The 15,286-nt window shown below is 74.1% G+C and carries 13 protein-coding genes and 1 pseudogene; 8 read left to right on the forward strand and 6 right to left on the reverse strand.

Annotation, left to right across the window (positions count from 1 at the left end):
• Positions 1-333: 333 nt before the first annotated feature.
• From ACIP9D_RS25735 to ACIP9D_RS25750, 4 genes are all read right to left on the reverse strand, one after another.
• Positions 334-774, reverse strand: a complete 441-nt coding sequence (locus ACIP9D_RS25735) for a DUF3263 domain-containing protein (protein ID WP_350873450.1) — start codon at positions 772-774, stop codon at positions 334-336.
• Between the two features lie 107 nt (positions 775-881).
• Positions 882-1,898 (reverse strand): ABC transporter permease subunit, encoded by a 1,017-nt coding sequence (locus ACIP9D_RS25740; RefSeq protein ID WP_350873451.1) that lies wholly within the window; start codon positions 1,896-1,898, stop codon positions 882-884.
• Positions 1,895-2,905 (reverse strand): ATP-binding cassette domain-containing protein, encoded by a 1,011-nt coding sequence (locus tag ACIP9D_RS25745; protein WP_350873452.1) that lies wholly within the window; start codon positions 2,903-2,905, stop codon positions 1,895-1,897. The genes ACIP9D_RS25740 and ACIP9D_RS25745 overlap by 4 nt, the downstream gene beginning before the upstream one ends.
• 174 nt (positions 2,906-3,079) lie before the next feature.
• On the reverse strand, positions 3,080-3,865 hold the full coding sequence (locus tag ACIP9D_RS25750) for a DeoR/GlpR family DNA-binding transcription regulator (RefSeq protein WP_350873453.1): 786 nt from the start codon (positions 3,863-3,865) through the stop codon (positions 3,080-3,082).
• Positions 3,866-4,064: 199 nt separating this feature from the next.
• On the opposite strand from ACIP9D_RS25750, the gene ACIP9D_RS25755 reads away from it, so the two are divergent.
• From ACIP9D_RS25755 to nagA, 3 genes are all read left to right on the forward strand, one after another.
• Positions 4,065-4,994, forward strand: coding sequence for an SIS domain-containing protein (locus ACIP9D_RS25755; protein WP_350873454.1), 930 nt, complete (start codon positions 4,065-4,067; stop codon positions 4,992-4,994).
• 64 nt (positions 4,995-5,058) lie between these two features.
• Positions 5,059-6,003 carry an ROK family protein gene (locus tag ACIP9D_RS25760; RefSeq protein WP_350873455.1) on the forward strand — a complete coding sequence of 315 codons (945 nt, stop codon included), beginning with the start codon at positions 5,059-5,061 and terminating at the stop codon, positions 6,001-6,003.
• The gene (gene nagA / locus ACIP9D_RS25765) at positions 6,000-7,109 is read left to right on the forward strand and encodes an N-acetylglucosamine-6-phosphate deacetylase (RefSeq protein ID WP_350873456.1); all 1,110 of its coding nucleotides are present in this window, start codon (positions 6,000-6,002) and stop codon (positions 7,107-7,109) included. Before ACIP9D_RS25760 ends, nagA begins: the two co-directional genes overlap by 4 nt.
• Before the next feature lie 94 nt (positions 7,110-7,203).
• Here nagA and ACIP9D_RS25770 read toward each other — a convergent pair whose 3' ends face one another.
• A complete protein-coding gene (locus ACIP9D_RS25770; RefSeq protein WP_350873457.1) occupies positions 7,204-8,427 on the reverse strand; it encodes a DUF4032 domain-containing protein in 1,224 nt (407 codons plus the stop codon).
• Positions 8,428-8,493: 66 nt separating this feature from the next.
• On the opposite strand from ACIP9D_RS25770, the gene ACIP9D_RS25775 reads away from it, so the two are divergent.
• Both ACIP9D_RS25775 and ACIP9D_RS25780 read left to right on the forward strand, forming a co-directional pair.
• Positions 8,494-9,267 carry a phosphatase PAP2 family protein gene (locus ACIP9D_RS25775; RefSeq protein WP_350873458.1) on the forward strand — a complete coding sequence of 258 codons (774 nt, stop codon included), beginning with the start codon at positions 8,494-8,496 and terminating at the stop codon, positions 9,265-9,267.
• A gap of 10 nt (positions 9,268-9,277) precedes the next feature.
• Entirely contained in the window at positions 9,278-10,516 is a 1,239-nt protein-coding gene (locus tag ACIP9D_RS25780; RefSeq protein WP_350873459.1) for an APC family permease, read from the forward strand.
• Here the strand turns inward: ACIP9D_RS25780 and ACIP9D_RS25785 are convergent.
• Positions 10,397-12,337 (reverse strand): annotated as a pseudogene (locus tag ACIP9D_RS25785) (potassium channel family protein); the annotation flags it as partial. The gene ACIP9D_RS25780 and the pseudogene ACIP9D_RS25785 overlap by 120 nt on opposite strands.
• Before the next feature lie 94 nt (positions 12,338-12,431).
• On the opposite strand from ACIP9D_RS25785, the gene ACIP9D_RS25790 reads away from it, so the two are divergent.
• The 3 genes from ACIP9D_RS25790 (at position 12,432) to ACIP9D_RS25800 (ending at position 15,279) form a co-directional block, all read left to right on the forward strand.
• The gene (locus ACIP9D_RS25790) at positions 12,432-12,920 is read left to right on the forward strand and encodes an MSMEG_6728 family protein (protein WP_350873460.1); all 489 of its coding nucleotides are present in this window, start codon (positions 12,432-12,434) and stop codon (positions 12,918-12,920) included.
• 73 nt (positions 12,921-12,993) lie between these two features.
• Positions 12,994-14,523 carry an FAD-dependent oxidoreductase gene (locus tag ACIP9D_RS25795; protein ID WP_350873461.1) on the forward strand — a complete coding sequence of 510 codons (1,530 nt, stop codon included), beginning with the start codon at positions 12,994-12,996 and terminating at the stop codon, positions 14,521-14,523.
• A gap of 312 nt (positions 14,524-14,835) precedes the next feature.
• Positions 14,836-15,279 (forward strand): HNH endonuclease, encoded by a 444-nt coding sequence (locus ACIP9D_RS25800; protein WP_350873462.1) that lies wholly within the window; start codon positions 14,836-14,838, stop codon positions 15,277-15,279.
• The last annotated feature ends 7 nt before the right edge of the window (positions 15,280-15,286 follow it).

Raw genomic sequence — 15,286 nt, forward strand, 5'->3', positions numbered from 1 at the left:
TCCGCGACATTCGCCCGCCGCCGGACCACGAGGCCCTGGCGGCGGACGGGAATCCGAACAGGTCACCTGCCCACTCCGAGCCGGGCCGTGGAAGGTCGGCACGGGACGATCGGCGGCGAGGGGACGGGACCGACCACGGATGCGGTGTGCGGCAGTTCCGCCGGTGCCGGCCAGACCGGATGAGCCGGTGCAGCGGCTCCGCAGCGGGCTGGACCAATCGAGTTCGGGTCAGACCGGACAGGTCCGCCAGGGGCGCCGGCGCCGTACCGGGACGGTCCTTGCGCCCCTGTGCGACGGATCAGGCCGAGGTGGCGCGGGCGCGGGCGGATGTGCTCAGCGGCGGCGGTTGCGGGCGCGGGAGGAACGCAGCCGGCGAAGCCGGCCGATCAGCACCGGCTCGGCGGCGAGCGCGGCCGGGTTGTCGAGCAGTCCGTTGAGCAGCTGGTAGTAGCGGGTGGCAGAAAGGCCGAAGGCGTCCCGGATGGCCTGTTCCTTCGCGCCGGCGTGCCGCCACCACTGCTGTTCGAAGGCGAGGATCGCCTGTTCCCGCTCGGTCAACCCGGCGGCGGTAGCTGCCGGCGCGGCATCGGCTGAGGCCGCCCGCCGAGCGTCGTCGACCTCGGCCGGGACGGTCTCCTCGGCCGGCACCGAACGGGGCGGCGGGACCGGGGCCGCGCCGGGCCGGACGTTGCCGCCCACGCCCAGCTCCGGCGTCGCATCCGGCGCGTCGGTGGGTGGCTCGGCGGCGGCCGGGGCGGCGTCGGCAGGCTGCATGGCGCTCCTCGGGCGGGCGGCCGGCACCGCGACGCCGACCAGGGGGACCTCAGCCTAACCAGGGCGGACGCCGGCCGCATCTGTCGTCGCGGCCGGCGTCGCGCCGGTCAGGAGATGTCGCGTCGGCGCATCGCCCAGAGGGCCCCGCCGAGGATCACCGCGACCCCGACCACCAGCATCACCGAGGACTGCTGCCAGGTGATGTCGAAGGTCTCCGGCTTGCACTCACCGGTGAAGGTGGCGTTGCAGGCTTCCCAGTTCTCCAGGGTCACCTTCTTCTGCATCCAGGCCGCCGCGTACGTGGGCAGCAGCCACGCCTCGACGAACGGAATCCGGGCCATGCTCAGCAGGATGCCGAGCCCGAACTGGCCGACCACCAGCAACGCCACCACGCCGCCGAGGGCCATCGCGGTGTGCCGGCCCAGCGAGGCCAGCGCGAAGCCGATGGTGGTGGCGGCGAGCACCAGCACCAGCCCGCGCAGCCCGGTCAGGGCGAGCGACTGCCAGACACCGGAGGTCACCTTCTCGGTGCTGCCCCGGAACAGGGCGACCAGCCAGAACCCGCCGTACCAGAGCAGCCCGGCCGAGACCGTCAGCGCGAACGCCCCGGTGAGCAGCGCCGCCAGCTTGCTGAGCAGCACGGTGAGCCGCTTCGGCCGCCAGAGCAGCAGGTTCATCATTCCGCCGCTGCTCCACTCGGCGCCGATGAAGGACGCGCCGACGACGAAGCCGACCAGTCCCAGGATCGCCGCGAACGGGATCAGCATCTCGCCGAAGCTCTTCCGGAAGTCGAACGTCGACGGCAGGAACCACTCGGCCTGGAACGCCTCGCGGGGCGGGGCCGTGATCATGTCGCACTGCGGCGGGAACCGGTTGCCGTCCTTCGTGCCGGCCGCCTCGGCCTGCTCGCACGCCGCGCGTTCCTGCTCGGTGTAGCGCAGCTGATCCTGGTACTGCTGCTCGGCCTGGCGCTCCGCGCGGGCGTGCGCGGCGGCGTCGATCTTCTGGTTGCTGAAGAACATCCCGACCACCACCGCCGCCAGCACCAGCAGGCCGAGCAGCGTCATGTAGCGGGTGAAGCGCCGCTTGGTCAGCCGGCGCAGCTCCGTACGGTAGAGGCTCACGCGCCCCACCCCCCTCCGGCGGTACCGGACTGCTCCGACCCACCGACCTTCGTGGACTGGTCGACCTGCCGGTGCTGACCGGGGACCGGCGCGGTGGAGGTCAACTCGAGGAAGACGCTCTCCAGGTCGACGGCGATCGGCGCCAGCTCGCTGACGTAGAGGCCCTGCTCGGCGAGGAGCCGGGTGACCGTGGCCGGCTTGTCGACGCCGCCGAGCATCAGATGGTCCGGCTGCCCGGTGACCCGGATCCCGGCCCGGGTGAGCGCCTCGGTGGCCGCGGGCAGGTCGGTCACCGCTTCGAGGCGTACCCGCACCGCGCCGGACGAGTGCTGGGCGAGCACCTCGTCGACCGGGCCGAAGGCGACCCGACGGCCCAGCGAGATGATGGTGACCGAGTCGCAGATGAGCTGGATCTCGCCAAGGATGTGGCTGGAGAGCACCACGGTCATCCCGGACTCGGAGAGGTTGCGCATCAGCGTGCGCATCTCGCGGATGCCGCCGGGGTCGAGACCGTTGGCCGGCTCGTCGAGGATCAGCAGCTTCGGCTTCTTGAGCAGGGCCGAGGCGACGGCGAGCCGCTGCTTCATGCCGAGCGAGTAGGTCTTGACCCGCTCGCCGGCCCGGTCGCGCAGCCCGACCAGCTCGAGTACCTCGTCGACCCGGGTGGCCGGCACCTCGCCCGCGGAGGCCAGCAGGGACAGCGTGTCCCGGGCGGTGAAGTGCGGGAAGAACTGCGGGCTCTCCACGATCGCGCCGACCTGGCCGGCGACGGTCGGCAGCGCCTCGGGCACCTCGTGCCCGAGGATGCTCATCCGGCCGCCGTTGGGCCGGATCAGGCCGAGCAGCGTACGCAGAGTGGTCGTCTTGCCGGACCCGTTGGGGCCGAGGAAGCCGTGCACCTGCCCCGCGCTGACCCGCATGTCGAAGCCGTCCAACGCGTTGCGGGTGCCGCGTCGACGACTCTTGTACGTCTTACGTAGACCTTCGATCTCCAGGACAGCTGGCAAGCTGCACCTCCCCCGATGGGTTGGCATGACAGGCGACACCATACGCGGTATGCACCGCTGTGCAATACCGGGTATGCAATGACGCGCCGAAAACCCGGGCGGGGGTCATCCGATCACGCTGCGCGACCGGCCGGGTCGGACCGGGAAAGGGGAGCGAGGTGCGGTGGGTGCGCCTCAGGCGCAGATGACGTGCACGCCGGCCGCGCGGAACGCCTCGACCACGTCGGGGTCGGCGCCGGAGTCGGTCACCAGGATTTCCACCCGGTCCACCGGGCAGATCCGGGCGAACGCGTGACCGCCCAGCTTGGACGAGTCGGCGATGATCACCACGCGCTTCGCCCGAGCCACCATGAGGTTGTTCATCGCGGCCTCACCCTCGTGGTGCGCGGCCGCGCCGAGCTGCGGGTCGATCGCGTCCACGCCGAGCAGGGCGATGTCCAGGGTGACCTCACGCAGCAGCGCGCCGCCGAGCGGGCCGACCAGCTCGAAGGACTTCGGCCGGACCACCCCGCCGGCCACCACCACTTTCATCCGGGACCGAACCAGCAGCTCGTTGGCGATGTTCAGCGCGTTGGTCACCACGGTCAGCTGGGCGCCCTCGGCGTTGGTGTTCAGATCCGGCCGGACGGCCAGCGCCCGGGCCACCTCGGTGCTGGTGGTGCCGCCGTTCAGGCCGACCACCGTACCCGGCGACACCAGCGCGGCGGCGGCCGCGCCGATGCGCTGCTTCTCCGCCGAGTGCTTGGCGGTCTTGTAGCGCAGCGGCAGGTCGTAGGAGACGCCGTTGGCCACCGCGCCACCCCGGGTACGGGTGATCATCTGCTGCTGGGCGAGCTGGTCGAAGTCGCGCCGGATGGTCGCCTGGGAGACGTCCAGCCGCTCGGCGGCCTCCTCGACGCTGACCCGACCGCTGTCGGTGAGCATCTCGAGCAGGGCATTCCATCTGGCGTAGCGGTCCACCGTGGGGGCCCTCCCAGCGACTGCACGATCGGTGATTGATTGCGTGCACAGTAGTGCGCGAAACTAGGAGGGCGCAAAACACCGGTCTGCGCGAACGGGCAGCCGGTTGCCACGACCACCCCGGTTCGCGCAGAATGACGCGCGAAAGACGGGTATAACGAGCCGTATTGCGCACGGCCGCCTCGTGCGAGGAGTTGTGATGGCGTACGTCGACGCGGAGATCGCGAGTCAGCCCGACTGCTGGCGGGAGGCCGCGAAGCTCGCCGCCGGCGGGCACCCCGGCCTACCCGCCCCCGGCGAGCGGGTCGCCGTCGTCGGCTGCGGCACATCGTGGTTCATGGCGATGGCGTACGCGGCGCTGCGGGAGCAGGCCGGGCAGGGCGAGACCGATGCCTTCCAGGCCTCCGAGTTCCCCGCCGGACGGCGCTACGACCGGCTGATCGCGATCAGCCGCTCCGGCACCACCACCGAGGTGGTGGAGCTGATCGAGGCGCTGCGTGGCCAGCTGCCGACCACCGTGCTCGCCGGCGACCCGGGTTCGCCTGCGGTACAGCTCGCCGACGCCGCGGTGACCATGCCCTTCGCCGACGAACGCTCGGTGGTGCAGACCCGCTTCGCCACCACCGCGCTGGCCCTGCTCCGCGCCCACCTGGGCGAGAACGTCGGCGCGCTGGCCGCCGACGCCGAGGTCGCGGTCCGCGCCCCGCTGCCGATCGACCCGGGCCTGATCGAGCAGGTCACCTTCCTCGGTCGCGGTTGGACGATCGGGCTGGCCCAGGAGGCCGCGTTGAAGTGCCGGGAGGCAGCCACCTTCTGGGCCGAGGCGTACCCGGCGATGGACTACCGGCACGGGCCGATCTCGATCGCCGCACCGGGCCGGCTGGTCTGGGCGTTCGGCGCGCTGCCCGACGGGCTACCCGAGGACGTCGCCGCCACCGGCGCCGCCTTCGTACACAGCCGCACCCACGGCTGCCGCACCGTGCTCGGCAGTTGGGCGGCCGGGCGGAACCCGGTGGACCCGATGGCCGACCTGATCCTGGCCCAGCGGTTCGCCGTCGCCCTCGCCACCAGCCGGGGCCTCGACCCGGACGCGCCCCGACACCTGACCCGCTCCGTGGTGCTCGCGTGACTCAGCGTCAGCGACTCAGCACGGTGGTGCCTCCTGGCGGCACGGAGCGCGGCGGAGCGCCGGCATGAGTGACGGCGACGACGTCGTCGTCGCGCTGGACGTCGGCGGTACCGGCATGAAGTGCGCCCTGGTCCGCCCGGACGGCCGCACCGTGCACACCGAACGACACCCGACCGGCGCCGACCGCGGGCCCACGGCGGTGGTCGACACCATTCTGGAGGTCGCCGAAGGGCTGGCCGGCAAGGCCCGCGCCGACGGTCGCACCCCGCTTGCGCTCGGCGTCGCCGTGCCCGGCGTGGTCGACGAGGGGCGCGGCGTCGCCGTCTGGTCGGCCAACATCGGCTTCCGGGACGTACCGCTGCGGGACCTCGCGGTGGCCCGGCTCGGCCTGCCCACGGCGCTCGGCCACGACGTGCGGGTGGGCGGTCTCGCCGAGGCTCGGCTCGGCGCCGGCCGGGGCGCCGGGCACGTGCTCTTCGTCGCGATCGGCACCGGCATCGCGGCCGCCCACGTGGTCGACGGCGCAGCCAGCGTCGGCGCGCACGGCGCCGCCGGCGAGATCGGCCACATCCTGGTCCGCCCGGACGGCCCGCGCTGCGGCTGCGGGCGACCCGGCTGCCTGGAGGCGATCGCCTCGGCCGCCGCGGTCGGCCGCCGCTACGCCGAGCTGACCGGGGTCCCGGCCGACGCGGCCGAGGTGGCCGAGCGGGCCGCCGCCGGCGAACCGGCGGCGGTGCGGATCTGGCAGGAGACCGTGGCAGCGCTGGCCGACGGGCTCGCGACCGGACAGGCGCTCTTCGACGTCGCCACGATCGTGCTCGGCGGCGGGCTGGCGCAGGCCGGCGCGCGACTGCTCGACCCGCTCCGCGCGGCACTGCACGAGCGGATGACCTTCCACCGGGAGCCGCGGCTGGTCGCGGCGGCCCTGGGCGACGAGGCAGGCTGCCTCGGCGCCGCCCTGCTCGCCCTCGACGCCCTGGGCGTCCCGACAACCGTGGAGAAGCGATGACCGTGCGGGTCAGCGGCAAGGTGGTGACCCCGAACGGCGTCATCCGTCAGGGCTGCGTCGAGTGGGACGGCGACCGGATCACGGCGGTGGCCGAGTACCCGGCGGTGCGGGACGGGCACTGGATCCTGCCGGGCTTCGTGGACATGCACACCCACGGCGGTGGCGGGCACACGTTCACCACCGGCGACGCCGCGCAGGCTCGCTCCGCCGCCGCCTTCCACCTGGCCCACGGCACCACGACCCTGCTGGCCAGCCTGGTCAGCTCGCCGTACGAGCTGATGCGCTCGGCCACCGCCGCGTACCGTCCGCTGGTGCAGGAGGGGGTGCTGGCCGGCATCCACTTCGAGGGGCCGTACCTCTCGGCGGCCCGGTGCGGCGCGCAGAACCCGGAGTTCCTCCGCGACCCGTCCACCGACGAGCTGACCGAGCTGATCGAGCTTGGCGGCGACACGATCCGGATGGTGACCCTCGCCCCCGAGCGGGCCGGCGCCCTGGACGCGATCAAGCTGCTCACCGCGCACCGGGTGGTCGCCGCCGTCGGTCACACCGACGCCACGTACGACGAGACCCGCGCCGCGCTCGCGGCCGGCGCCAGCGTCGGCACCCACCTGTTCAACGGGATGCGCCCGGTGCACCACCGCGAGCCGGGCCCGGTGGTGGCCCTGCTGGACGCGCCGAACGTGGTCTGCGAGCTGGTCGCCGACGGGGTGCACCTGCACGACGGGACGCTCACCTTCGCCACCTCGGTGGTCGGCCCCGAGCGGGCCGCTCTGATCACCGACGCGATGGCCGCGGCGGGGATGGCCGACGGCGAGTACGAGCTGGGCGGGCAGGCGGTGACCGTGGCCGACGGGGTGGCCCGGTTGGCGAGCGACGGCGCGATCGCCGGCAGCACCCTCACCATGGACGCGGCGCTGCGGCACGCGGTCGCCGCCGGGATCCCGATGGCCGACGCCGCCCGGATGGTCGCCACCACCCCCGCCCGGGCGATCGGGCTCGGCGACCGGGTCGGCGCCCTCCAGGTCGGCCTCCGTGCCGACCTGGTCGTGCTGGACGAGGAGCTGAACGTGGTCCGGGTGCTGCGCGGCGGCTCCTGGCAGGAGTGACGCCCCGGTAGCGCCCGCAGCGCCCGGCGGCGGGCGGGCCGGGCTAAGCCGCCGCTGGCCGGGCTTCGCGCAGCCGACGGTGGGCGGGCCGCGCTCAGCCGCCGGTCGGCACCTCGACGCCGAGCACGGCCTGCTCGTCGGGGCGGTGCGCCAGCACGTCGACCAGGTAGGACTGCACCGCGTGACGCATCCCGACGTCCCGGCCGGCGCGCTCGGAGAGCAGCCACTTGTGCTCGATGATCTGGGCGAAGATCTCCTGCGGCTCCAGCTTGCGGCGCAGGTGTGCCGGCACCGCCCGGACCACCGGCTCGAAGACCTCGGTCAGCCAGCGGTGCGCCGCCTGCTGCTCGTCGACGAGGTCACTCTCCGCCCGGTAGGCGTCCAGGTCGTTGAGGAGCCTGCGAGCCTGGTTCTCCTCGGCGTCCAGGCCGGTCAGCCGCAGCAGCCGCCGGGTGTGGTAGCCGGCGTCGACCACCTTCGGCCGGATCAGGTAGCGCCCGTCGTCGATGGTCGACATGGCCACCTCGGCCACGTCGAAGCCCAGCTCGTTGAGGCGGCGGATCCGGCCCTCGATGTCGTGCCGGGCCTCCCGCTCGACCTGCTGCTCGTAGGTGATCTCGTGCCAGAGCCGCTCGTAGCGCTGCACGACCTCCTCGCAGACCACCTCCGGGTCGATGGACTCGTGCAGCAGGCCGGCGGCCTGGAGGTCCAGCGCCTCGCCGAAGATGTTCACCCGGGCGATCTCCAGGTCCTCGCCGCGCTGGCCGTTGGAGAGCGAGGGGCGCAGTGCGCCGGTCTCCGCGTCCACCAGGTAGGCCGCGAACGCGCCCGCGTCCCGGCGGAAGAGCGTGTTGGACAGGGAGCAGTCGCCCCAGAAGAACCCGGTCAGGTGCATCCGGACCAGCAGCGCGGCGAGCGCGTCGAGCAGCCGGCCCATGGTCTCCGGCCGCAGCGTGTGCGAGAAGAGCGCCCGGTAGGGCAGCGAGAACTGCAGGTGGCGGGTGATCAGCACCGACTCCAGGGGCTCCCCCTCCGGCGTCTGCCGGTCGGCGACCACCGCCACCGCCTCCACCGACGGGAAGTCGATCCGTTCCAGGGCCCGGAGCAGGTCGTACTCGCGCTCGGCGATGCGCTCGCGGGTCTCCTTGAACGCGTACACGTAGTCGCCGAGCCGGACGAACCGGACGATGTGCCGGGAGATGCCCTGCGGCAGCGCCACCAGGTGCTGGGCAGGCCACTCCTCCAGCGGTGTCGACCAGGGCAGGTCGAGCAGCGCCGGGTCCACGAGGGCAGACGTGATCCGCACGGGGACAAGCATGCCGCGTTCGCCCGGCGAAGGCTTCCCATCGTGGCTGGGCCCACAGCAGCCCGGTAGCGTGGTCGCGTGCGGGAGACCACGGCGGTACGGCGGAAGGTCCAGCTCAGACCGGTCCGTCCGGCCGGTTGGTGGTTCGACGCGTTGCTTCTCGCCGGTCTGGTCGGGCTGACGGTGGCGCTCGCCGCCGATCAGCTCTTCGGCATCGACCGGGCGGTGGCCGACTGGGCGCAGGCCCACCGGCCGACGGCGGCGTACTGGGTGGCCCGGGTGTTGAACCTGCTCGGCCAGGGCACCCCGCTGACCCTGCTCGCCGCCGGGCTCGGGGTGCTGGTGGCCGTCCGGGTCCGCTCGATCCGGCCGGTGCTGCCGCCGGTCGTCGCCTTCCTGTTCACCTACCTGACCATCGGGCCGTTGAAGGTCTGGACGGCCCGGCCGGCGCCGAGCGCCAGCGTGAAGGAGCCGTTCCTGGCGCCGGAGCAGACCCTGCCGCTCTTCCAGCAGGACGTGCCGTTCCGCTTCGCCCAGTCCTACCCGTCCGGCCACGTGGCCAACGCCATCGTCTGGTACGGGGTGCTCGCCCTGCTGGTCGCCGCGCTGCTGCGCAGCATGGACCGGCCGGTCCCGCACCGGGTGATCATCGCGGTACGGGTGCTGCCGCCGTTGATCGTGCTCTCCACCACCACCTACCTGGGCTGGCACTGGCTCACCGACTCGGTGGCCGGCCTGCTGCTCGGCCTGCTCCTGGACCGGCTGCTGCACCGGATTCCGTGGGACGACGTACCACTGCCGGCCCGGCTGCCCGGCTCCCGCCGTACCGCGTTGTTCACCTCGGACGCCTAGCCTGCCGGCCGTGGTCCAACTCGAACGGCGGCTCGGCGTACCCGACGCGGTGCTCATCGGGCTCGGCTCGATGCTCGGCGCGGGCGTCTTCGTGGTCTTCGCCCCGGCCGCGGCGGCGGCCGGCGGCGCCGGGCTGCTGCCCGCCCTGGTGATCGCCGGTTTCATCGCCTTCTGCAACGCCACCAGCTCGGCCCGGCTGGCCGCCCGCTACCCCGAGTCCGGCGGCACCTACGTCTACGGCCGGGAGCGGCTGGGCCCGTTCGCGGGCTTTCTGGCCGGCTGGGGATTCGTGGTCGGCAAGACCGCGAGCTGCGCGGCGATGGCGCTGACCATCGGGGCGTACCTCTGGCCGGAGCAGGCCCGGCTGGTGGCGGTCGGCGCGGTGCTCGCGGTGACCGCGGTGAACCTGCGGGGCATCGGCAAGACCGCCCTCGTGACGAAGCTACTGGTCGGGCTGGTGCTGGCGGTGCTGGCCCTGGTGGCGGTCACCGGCCTGGTCGGCGGCCCGGTCGTCCTGGACCGGCTGACCGACCCCGGCGGCTCCGGGCGCGGCGTGCTCACCGCCGCCGGCCTGCTCTTCTTCGCCTTCGCCGGCTACGCCCGCATCGCCACCCTGGGCGAGGAGGTCCGCGATCCGGAGCGGACGATCCCGCGCGCGGTGCCGCTGGCGCTCGGCGTGGTGCTGGCGATCTACCTGGTCCTGGCCGTGGTGTCGCTGGGGGTGCTCGGCGCCGACCGGCTGGCCGACTCCGCCGCGCCGCTGGCCGACGTGGTGACCGCCGCCGGGCTGCCCGACCTGGCGTGGGTGGTCCGCGCCGGGGCCACGGTCGCGGTCACCGGCGTGCTGCTGTCGCTGCTCGCCGGGGTCGGGCGCACCCTGCTGGCGATGGCCCGCCGCCGCGACCTGCCCGGTGGGCTGGCCGCCGTGCACCCCCGGCACCGGGTGCCGCACCGGGCCGAGTTGGCGGTCGCCGCGGTGGTGGTGCTGGTGGTGGCGCTCGGCGACGTACGCGCCGCGATCGGCTTTTCCAGCTGCACGGTGCTGGTCTACTACGCGATCACCAACGCCGCGGCGCTGACCCTCGGCCGCGACCCGGCCCGGAAGCTACCGGTTCAGGCGCTCGCCGGGCTCGGGCTGGTCGGTTGCCTGCTGCTCGCGGTCAACCTGCCGCTGAGCAGCGTCCTCGCGGGCTTCGGCGTGCTCGTCGTCGGCGCCGCGGGGTACGCCGCCCGGCGCCGGCGGGGCTGAGGCCGAGACCGCCGCCGAGCGGGGCGGCGGAGTCCCCGCCAGGGTGGGCGGAAGGACGCCCCGCACGCCGAGAGCGGGCGGCGCCGCCTGGCGGGTGAGCCAGTCCAACCCGGCCCGGCGGGCGACCACGGTCAGCCGGTCACCCGCGAAGATCACCTGCCGGGGGTCGAGCTCCTTCCACCAGATCGTCTTGGCACCACCGGCCGGGGTGCGGGCGATCAGCCGCACCTGACCGTCCCGGGAGACCACGCTGAGCGGGCGGCCGTCCAGCTCGGACCCGGCGGCCACCGGCACCTCGGCGACCGGCAGCGCGTGCCGCCCGATCGGGATGGTGGCGATCACCGCGCGCTCGGTCAGCGCGCCGGTGAAGGCGGGCGCGGCCAGGTATGACACCGACCGGGAGACGCCGAGGCCGAACGCCTGCTCGACCCGCTCGGCGAAGTCACCGTCGAAGAGCCGCAGCACCACTCGCAGGTCACGGCGGAGATCGCGGCCGGCGAGCGCCGACTCCAGGTTGGTCACGTCGTCGGTGGAGACCACCACCAGCGCCTGGCAGTCGGCCACCGAGGCGGCCACCAGGGTCTCGGGCAGGGCGGCATCACCGACGACCAGCGGCACCCCCAACTGCCGGGCCAGGGTGGCGCCGCGCGGTTCCGGATCCTTGTCGATCGCGACGACCTCGACGTCGTACTCGCGCAGCTGGGCCATCACCCGGGTGCCCACGTTGCCGAGCCCGACCACCACCACGTGGCCGGAGCGGGCCGGTTGCAGCCGCCCGGTGTGCAGGGCCAGCCGGGCGTTGACGATCCCGTCGACCACGACCGCGGTGATCAACGGGATCAGCGCCAGCCCGGCCAGGTTGAGCACCACCTGCATGATCTGCGCGTCGGCGGGCTTGGTCGTGTCGGGGTCGGCGCCGCTGAGCGTGGTGACCAGGGTGAGGTAGAGCGCCTCGGCCGGGGAGACGCCCTCGGCCCGGGAGATCAACGCGCCCAGCACGGCGATCACCGCGAGCAGCGCCATCACCGCGATGCCGATCTTGCGGGTGGCGAATCCCCGGGCCGCCCGGAGCACCACCGCCATCGGCCGCCGCCGCGCCCGGACCAGCCGGCGGGCGGCCACCTCGGTGCCCGGCGGCTGCCCGGTCGCCTCGGCGAGCACCAGGTCGGCGACCGTCTGGTCGGCCGGGAGCAGCAGCGGCCGCTGTGGGTCGCTCAGGTCGGCCAGTCCGCAGGCCACGTCCTGCTCCCGCACGTCGACGCGCCGGGCCACCCGCAGCGTGCGGTCCCGATGCTGGAAGTGCGACGGGTCGACCTCGCCGAGCGCCGCCGCGACGAACGCGGGCGCGGCCATCTCGGCGTCGGAGAGCACCTCGACCCGGGCCTCGAGCAGCGTCCGGACGCCGTCGGCGAGGGTGCCGTTGAACATCCGCAGCACCTGGCGTACCCGGCCGTCGACCGCCTGGGCGCAGAGCGCCGCGTGCAGGTTGCCCACGTCGTCCTGGTGCAGCAGGGCCACCCCCGCCGCACCGGCCAACCCGGCGGTCTCGAAGGTGGCCACGTCGAGCCGGTCGGAGCGGACCACCCGGACGCCGCGCAGCGTGGCCACGTCCGGCCCGTTGGAGCGGTAACGCTCGGGCACCACCACGGTCACCCGGGCGCCACCGGCCGGCAGCTCGGTGTCGAGCAGCGCCTTGGCCACGTAGTAGGCGAGCGCGTCCTTGCCACAGATGACGTAGTGCGGCCGGGGGTCACCGGCGGGGCGAAGCCGCCAGTTCCACTCGACCGCTCGGCGCGCCCGATCCCGCCACGGCTCCCCCATGCCCGGATCGTAGTCAGCACGACCACGCTGGGCGACCCCGTCCGGTTCCTGCCATGCCGGGCATGTCGGGCGGACCGACGGGTAGAACAGCGGTATGCAGACCTTCCTCCCGTACCCGGGCTTCCTGGCGAGCGCCCGGACGCTGGACCAGAAGCGGCTGGGCAAGCAGCGGGTGGAGACGATCCAGGTGCTGCGCGGGCTGACCTGGCCCACGTACGGCTGGCGCAACCACCCCGCGGTGAAGATGTGGGCCGGGTACGAGGAGGCGCTGACCCGGTACGGGCTGGACATGTGCGCGGTCTGGTGCGAGCCCGGGCGGGCCGACACCTGCGCCGGCACGATGAGCCTCGACCTGGCCAACGCCTGCGGCATCGACGTCATCCGCACCCAGGATGAGCTGGCCGCCGCCGGTGAGCTGCCGCCCTGGCTGGGCCGGGAGGACCTGCACCTGAGCCACCGCTCGTCGCTGGTCCGCAAGGACCCCGAGCACTATCGGCCGCTCTTCGGCGACGTACCGGCCGACCTCGAGTACGTCTGGCCGGCCTCGGACCGCGAGCGCCGCTGCCTCGCGTCTCCGCCGTGACGCGCGGGCGTGGTCGCGCGCCGGCCCGGCCGGGCGGGGCAGACTGGAGGCTTCGCCCGGGCGGGAGGTCGCAATGGCACTGTCGCGAGTGGTCGGGCCGCTGCTCGGCGTACGCCCGCGCCAGGTGGACCCCGGCGGCGGTGGCGCCCCCCGGGTGCCGCACCCGGCCGCGGCGGTGGTGGTGGGCGGCGGGATCGCCGGCATGTCGGCGGCGGTGGTGCTGGCCGAGCGCGGGGTCCGGGTCACCGTGCTGGAGGCCGCGGCCACCCTCGGCGGCCGGCTCGGCGCCTGGCCGGAGACACTCGCCGACGGCGTCCAGCAGGTGGAGCACGGCTTCCACGCCTTCTTCCGGCAGTACTACAACTGGCGGTCGGTGCTCCGCCGGATCGACCCCGGCCTCGGCTTTCTCCGGCCGGTCCCGGGCTACCCGATCCTCTCCGCCCGGTGGCCGACCGAGGAGTTCGGCGACCTGCCCGCCGCGCCACCGCTGAACCTGCTCGCGCTGCTGGCCCGCAGCCCCAGCCTGCGCCTGCGCGACCTGCGCGGAATGGACCGCAACGCCGCGCTGCCGCTGCTCAGCTACCACCCGGTGCGCACCTACGCCGAGCTGGACGAGACCAGCGCCGACGAACTGCTCGACTCGCTGCGACTGCCGGACAGGGCCCGGGCGATGCTCTTCGAGGTCTTCTCGCACTCGTTCTTCAACCACGAGGCGGAGATGTCGGCCGCCGAGATGGTCGCGCAGTTCCACTTCTACCTGCTCGGCAACGGTGAGGGCCTGGCCTTCGACGCGCCGGACGCGGACTACGCGACGGCGATCTGGGCGCCGCTGACCCGGCACGTCGAGCGGCACGGCGGACGGGTGGTGACCGGGGCGGCCGCCACCGCGGTGCGCCGGGCCGGCGACGGCTGGCGGGTGGTCACCGGCGACGGCACGGCGTACGACGCCCGGCACGTCGTGCTCGCCGTCGACCCGCCCGCGCTCGCCGCGCTGGTCGGGGCCTCCGCCGAGCTGGCGGAACACGCGCCGCGGCTGGTGGCGCGGATGCCCGCCTTCGGCACCCCCGGCCCGCCGTACGCGGTGGCGCGCTACTGGCTGGACGGGGACGTACGCCCCGACCGGGCGGTCTTCAGCGGCGTGTCCCGGCAGCCGACGCTGGACTCGGTGACGCTCTACCACCGGCTGGAGCGGGAGCCCCGCCACTGGGCGCAGCGCACCGGCGGAAGCGTGCTGGAGCTGCACGCGTACGCCTGCGAGCCGGGCGTGCCCGCCGCGGAGCTGGCCGAACGGATGCGCGCCGAGCTGACCGCGCTCTGGCCGGAGGTGGCCGGGCTGCGCGTCCGTGAGCTGAGCGCCCGGGTGGCAGCGCAGGCGCCGGCCTTTCCACCCGGCAGTTCCGCCTGGCGGCCCGGGGTACGCACCGACGCCGACGGGCTCTACCTGGCCGGCGACGGGATCGCCACGGACTTCCCCAGCGCGTTGATGGAGCGCTCGGCGGCGACCGGGATCATCGCGGCGAACCACATCCTGCGCGCGGAGGGCGGCGCGGCGGAACCGGTCCAGTCGGTCCGGCCCCGCGGCCTGCTCGCGAAGCGGGACTGACCCCGGGGCCGTCCCGCCCGGCCGTCCCGGCGGGCGGGGCCGGATCGAAATCCGTTGCCCGCCCGGGTCGGGCGGACCTACCGTGATCGCGCAAGGTCAACCACCGCACCGGGAGCCGTCCATGCCGATGTCGCACGTCACCACCGTGCCGTCGTGGCTGCCCAGCGACGGTTGCCGAGCCGAAGGCCCCGGGGACGACCGGCCCGACTGACGCGCGCCCGACCCGCGTCGAGCCGCCCCGTCCCCACCGGACCGGGCGGCTCTTCGCTGTCCGGCCCGTACGTCCGTCACCGCCATTGGAGGGAGATCCCGGTGGACGCCGTCCTCGTTGTCAACGCCGACCTCGGCCCGCTGCACCGGGTCACCGTTCAGCACGCCATCCGGATGCTCTGCCGCCGGGTGGCCGAGATCCACGAGGCGGAGCCGGACCAGGTGATCGGGGTCTTCCCGCTCCCCCGGGTGGTCCGGCTGGTCCGCTACGTGGTGACCCGTTGGCGGTTCAGCGCCGGCCCGGCCTGGTCCCGCGCCGGGGTATTACGGCGCGACCGTCGCTGCTGCGCGTACTGCGACTCACCGGCCAGCACCATCGACCACATCCTGCCCCGCTCGCGCGGCGGCCGGAACACCTGGCGCAACACCACCGCCGCCTGCTACGCGTGCAACCAGCGCAAGGGCGACCGTACGCCGGCCGAGGCGGGGATGCCGCTGCGCCGGGAGCCGGTGGTCCCGAGCTGGGCTTCGCTCGCCGGGCGGTGAGCGGACC

Origin of the sequence: Micromonospora sp. NPDC093243, from assembly GCF_044753725.1 — a bacterium.
Classification (GTDB): Bacteria; Actinomycetota; Actinomycetes; order Mycobacteriales; family Micromonosporaceae; genus Micromonospora.

Coding starts and splice junctions, on each gene's coding strand:
- ACIP9D_RS25770 (WP_350873457.1), bottom strand. CDS start 8,427: ATGCTTGTCCCCGTGCGGATCACGTCTGCCCTCGTGGACCCGGCGCTG.
- ACIP9D_RS25760 (WP_350873455.1), top strand. CDS start 5,059: ATGAGTGACGGCGACGACGTCGTCGTCGCGCTGGACGTCGGCGGTACC.
- nagA (WP_350873456.1), top strand. CDS start 6,000: ATGACCGTGCGGGTCAGCGGCAAGGTGGTGACCCCGAACGGCGTCATC.
- ACIP9D_RS25790 (WP_350873460.1), top strand. CDS start 12,432: ATGCAGACCTTCCTCCCGTACCCGGGCTTCCTGGCGAGCGCCCGGACG.
- ACIP9D_RS25755 (WP_350873454.1), top strand. CDS start 4,065: ATGGCGTACGTCGACGCGGAGATCGCGAGTCAGCCCGACTGCTGGCGG.
- ACIP9D_RS25795 (WP_350873461.1), top strand. CDS start 12,994: ATGGCACTGTCGCGAGTGGTCGGGCCGCTGCTCGGCGTACGCCCGCGC.
- ACIP9D_RS25735 (WP_350873450.1), bottom strand. CDS start 774: ATGCAGCCTGCCGACGCCGCCCCGGCCGCCGCCGAGCCACCCACCGAC.